This is a genomic window from Methylobacterium sp. WL120, assembly GCF_008039465.1.
GTDB lineage: Bacteria > Pseudomonadota > Alphaproteobacteria > Rhizobiales > Beijerinckiaceae > Methylobacterium > Methylobacterium cerastii.
Genome location: NZ_VRUT01000258.1, coordinates 1 through 4,109, shown reverse-complemented (window position 1 = coordinate 4,109; position 4,109 = coordinate 1). Strand labels below are relative to the sequence as shown.

Annotated in this window: 3 protein-coding genes and 1 pseudogene; 1 reads left to right on the top strand and 3 read right to left on the bottom strand. The window is 71.7% G+C overall.

Going from position 1 to position 4,109, the window contains the following annotated elements; genetic code table 11:
• Positions 1–320: 320 nt before the first annotated feature.
• On the top strand, positions 321–2,372 hold the full coding sequence (locus FV229_RS25685; protein ID WP_246688348.1) for a M23 family metallopeptidase: 2,052 nt from the start codon (positions 321–323) through the stop codon (positions 2,370–2,372).
• Between the two features lie 13 nt (positions 2,373–2,385).
• On the opposite strand, the gene gluQRS is transcribed toward FV229_RS25685, so the two are convergent.
• The 3 genes and pseudogenes from gluQRS to FV229_RS25670 all read right to left on the bottom strand — a co-directional run.
• On the bottom strand, positions 2,386–3,285 hold the full coding sequence (gene gluQRS / locus FV229_RS25680) for a tRNA glutamyl-Q(34) synthetase GluQRS (protein ID WP_246688347.1): 900 nt from the start codon (positions 3,283–3,285) through the stop codon (positions 2,386–2,388).
• On the bottom strand, positions 3,282–3,569 hold the full coding sequence (locus FV229_RS25675; protein WP_147754636.1) for a hypothetical protein: 288 nt from the start codon (positions 3,567–3,569) through the stop codon (positions 3,282–3,284). Before FV229_RS25675 ends, gluQRS begins: the two co-directional genes overlap by 4 nt.
• Positions 3,570–3,601: 32 nt before the next feature.
• A pseudogene (locus tag FV229_RS25670) lies at positions 3,602–3,985 on the bottom strand (response regulator); the annotation flags it as partial.
• Positions 3,986–4,109 lie beyond the last annotated feature (124 nt).

Below are 4,109 nucleotides of genomic sequence, written 5' to 3'. Positions count from 1 at the left end.
CTCGTCATGTCGGTGGTCCCGAACCAGAACCGCGTCGCCGCCGCCCCCGTTCGATGAACAGGGGTATACGGACACCCACCCAGCCCGTCAACAGGCGAAATGGAACTTTTGCGGATTTTCACGACAGGACGGTGACGGAGACCGGAAGGCGGCCCCGAGTGGATCGTCGCGCATCTCTCCTGACGGATGGACCTGACCCGACGGATCCATGAGTTGAAGCGCGCTCGCGCACGAGGCGCCTCAATCTCGACATGCTGCCCTTCGACATGCTCATGTCTTGGCGGCCCTTGAAGCCGCCCTCCTCCGACAAGGCGCTCTTGGTGAACCGCGACCGTCTCAAGATCGGCGAGGCCGGCGGCCCGCGGACCCCGCCGGGTCATGCCCACGGGATTCAGCCGGCCCTCGACCTGCTCGGATCGGATGCGACGCGCATCGACCGCCGCGAGGTCAACCTGCGCTGGCTCTGCGCCTCGGCGCTCACCGGCCTCACCGGCGCGGCGCTGATCGGGGCGGCGCTGCACGTCTCGCTGCAGGGCGAGGCCTCCTTCGCCGCCATCCCGGAACGGGTGAGCGTGGCGCCCCGGCCCCAGCCGAGCGAGGGCGGCACCAACCTCGCGCGCAAGGGCGACCGCCTCGTGCGCAATCTGATGATCGCCTCGGCCAAGCAGAGCTTCCGCTCGCCGGTGACGGTGCGCCTGGGGGACCGCGAGATCATCAAGGTCCGCCCCTTCGTGCGGATCACCACGGCGCTGTCGATGTCGACCGGGGTGTTCGCCGGCGACATCCCGAAATTCGATCCGATGAAGTTCGTTTCCGACGAGCCGGTCGAGCGGGCGCCTGATCCCGGCTCCGCCGACGCGCCCGGCGCGGAGGTCAGCGTGGTCAAGCGCGACCTCGCCGACGCGACGGTCGAGGCCGGCTCCGCCGCGCTGTCCGACGACGACGTGACGGCGCAGGTCGAGGAAGAGCGGCGGATCTCGGCAGAGGCGGGCCGGCGCACCGCGATCCCGATCGCGCCGCAGATCCTGCTGTCGCGCACCCTGCAGGGCGCGCCGACGCCGGACTTCGCGGGATCGCCCAAGACCGCCAACGACGGCAACCCGTTCAAGTCGATCGAAGTGCTGGTCGTGCCCGAGAACGTGACCAAGCTCGCCAAGGTCGAGCTGCGCCCGAACGAAACGCCGATCGTCGAGGAGCGCGACCTCGCGCTGAAGCGCGGCGACACGCTGGAGGCCGTGGTGCGCGCCACCGGCTTCGCCTCGGAAGAGCAGATCCGCGGCATCGTCACGGCGATCGGCGGTAGGACCAAGACCGGGGCGCTCGCGGAAGGGCAGCAGTTCCGCCTGCAGATCGCCCCCGGCGCGAAGCCCGGCGACCCGCGCCAAGTGACCCGGGTCGTGCTCTACGGCGAGGGCGGGATCGAGGGGATCGCGGCGATCAACGATCGGGGCGCCTTCGTCTCGGTGGCCCCTCCCCCCGAGGAGGCGCCGTCGCAGAAGCCGGCGGCGAGCGCCGAGAACGCCGAGGACGACGAGGAGGATGGCGGCTCGGGTCCGCGCCTGTACCAGAGCCTCTACGAGACAGCGGCCCGGCACGAGCTGCCGCGGGCCACGGTCGAGGACATCGTGCGGGTGTTCAGCTACGACCTCGACTTCCAGCGGCGAATCTCGGCCGGCGACGGCCTCGACGTGTTCTACACCTACGACGAGGATGCCGGCGCCTCGGCCGACCGGCCCGACCTGCTCTACGCGTCGTTGAACCTCGGCGGGGAACAGCGGAAGGTCTACCGCTTCCAGTCCCCGGACGACGGCTCGATCGACTACCTCGACGACCAGGGCCGCTCGCTCAAGAAGTTCCTGATCCGCAAGCCGATCGCCGACGGCATCATGCGCTCGGGCTTCGGCTATCGCCGTCACCCGGTGCTCGGCTACGCCAAGCTCCACACCGGCGTCGACTGGTCGAACCCGATCGGCACGCCGATCGTGGCCGCCGGCAACGGCACCGTGATCCGGGCCGAGATGACGTCGGGCTACGGTCGCCGGGTCGAGATCCAGCACATCAACGGCTACGTCACCACCTACAACCACATGTCGCGGTTCGGGCGCGGCGTCACCGAAGGCGCGCGGGTGCGCCAGGGCCAGGTGATCGGCTATGTCGGCTCCACCGGCCTCTCCACCGGCGCGCACCTGCACTACGAGGTCATCATCAACGGCCACTTCGTCGACCCGATGAAGATCCGGGTGCCGCGCGGGCGCGAGCTCGACGGCCGGATGCTCACCGAGTTCAAGCGCCAGCGCGAGCAGATCGACGCCGTGATGCAGAAGTCGAAGAGCGCCACCGCGATGGCGCAGCGCGATGCGGCGGTGCGCTGAGGCGGTCTGCCCTTCAGGCGAAGCCGACCGTCGCGCGGATCGCTTCGGCGGTGTCGCCGCGCGCGCGCAGGTCGGCGAGGCTCGCGGACGCCTTCGATTTCGCGAGCTTGCCGCCGTCCGGCCCGAGGATCAGGGCGTGGTGATGGTAGCGTGGGGTGGGCAAGCCGAGCAGCGCCTGGAGCAGGACGTGGAGGTCGGTCGCCGCCTCGAGGTCGCGACCGCGCACCACGTGGGTGACGCCCTGGTGCGCGTCGTCGACGACGACGGCGAGATGATAGCTCGTCGGCACGTCGCGGCGCGCGATCACGGCGTCGCCCCAGCGGACGGGATCGTCGACCCGAAACGTTTCATGAGACACTCCCTCCCCTCCCCGCTCGGCGGGTGATGAGAGAGCGAGATCGGCATAGCCATGGGTGCCGGATTCCGTTGCCAACGCCCGAGCCATGTCGAGCCGCCAGGCGTGCGGCGCGCCCGCAGTACGTCGGGCGGCGGCGGCCTCCGGGGGGATGCCGCGGCAGGTTCCGGGATAGAGCGGCGCGCCGTCCGGGTCGCGCGCGGCGCTGTACTCGGTCGCGGTGCGGACGTCGCCGCGGGTGCAGAAGCAGGGATAGGCGAGGCCCCGCGCGATCAGCCGGTCGCGGGCGTCGCGATAGGCCTGCATGTGCTGCGACTGATGGCGGACGGGCGCTTCGAAGCGGAGGCCGAGCCAGGCGAGATCAGACATGATCGCGTCCACCAGCTCGGGTCGCGATCGGGCCGGGTCGATGTCCTCGATCCGTAGCAGAACACGGCCGCCGGTTCGGGCGGCGAGGTCGGCGTTGAGCAGCGCAGAATAGGCGTGGCCGAGATGCAGGCGCCCGTTCGGGCTCGGCGCGAAGCGGAAGGTGGGCCGAGGCGCGCCGGCAGACGTCAACCGCCGACGCGCTGCAGGCAGCGCAGCGGGCCGGGCGTGCAGGCGATGCCCGGCAGCGAGCAGGCCGGCCCCTCGGCCTGCCGCCGGCAGACGCTGCAGCCGTCGCCCCATTCGGCGCAGGTCGCGTCCGCGGCCGGCGAGACCGAGCCGTGGGGGGCGCGGTTCGGCAGGAGCACGCCGAGCAGTACCGTCGCCGCCACGAGGGCGGCGATGCCCCAGGCGGCGAGGCCGCCTGGGTCGCGGGACTTCGGGTGCGGGTCGGCGGTCGTGGCGGAAGCGGACATGGTGCCGGTGTTCGCTTGGGGGGACGCGTCCGTCAAGCCGCCCGCGCCACGCGGCGTTCCAGCAGGCCGGGCAGCAGCTTGAGGTCGAGGGGCTTGGCGAGGAACCCGTCGAAGCCGGCGCGGCGGGCGGCCTTCTCGTCCTCGCGGCCCGCGTTGGCGGTGAGCGCCACGAGCTGGAGGCGGCCGGACCGCGCGCGGGCTTCGGCCGCGCGGATGCGGCGGGCGGTCTCGTGGCCGTCGCAGTTCGGCATACGGATATCGATCAGGGCGAGGTCGAACACGCCGCCGTCCGCGATCCGCGCCAGGGCCTCGAGCCCGTCGGCCGCGTGCACCACCTCGGCGCCGAGGCGTTCCAGGGCCTTGGTCGCCAGGAGCGCGTTGATCGGGTTGTCCTCGGCCAGCAGCACGCGCAGGCCCGCGCCCGCGCCCACGCGCGCGGGCGCGGGCCAGCGCGTGCAGCAGGCCGAGGACAAACCCAAAAACGCGCAACAGGCGACCAAGGCCCAAAAACCCCACGGCCCCGAGGTGGTGCACCCGGCC

Coding starts and splice junctions, on each gene's coding strand:
- FV229_RS25675 (WP_147754636.1), bottom strand. CDS start 3,569: ATGTCCGCTTCCGCCACGACCGCCGACCCGCACCCGAAGTCCCGCGAC.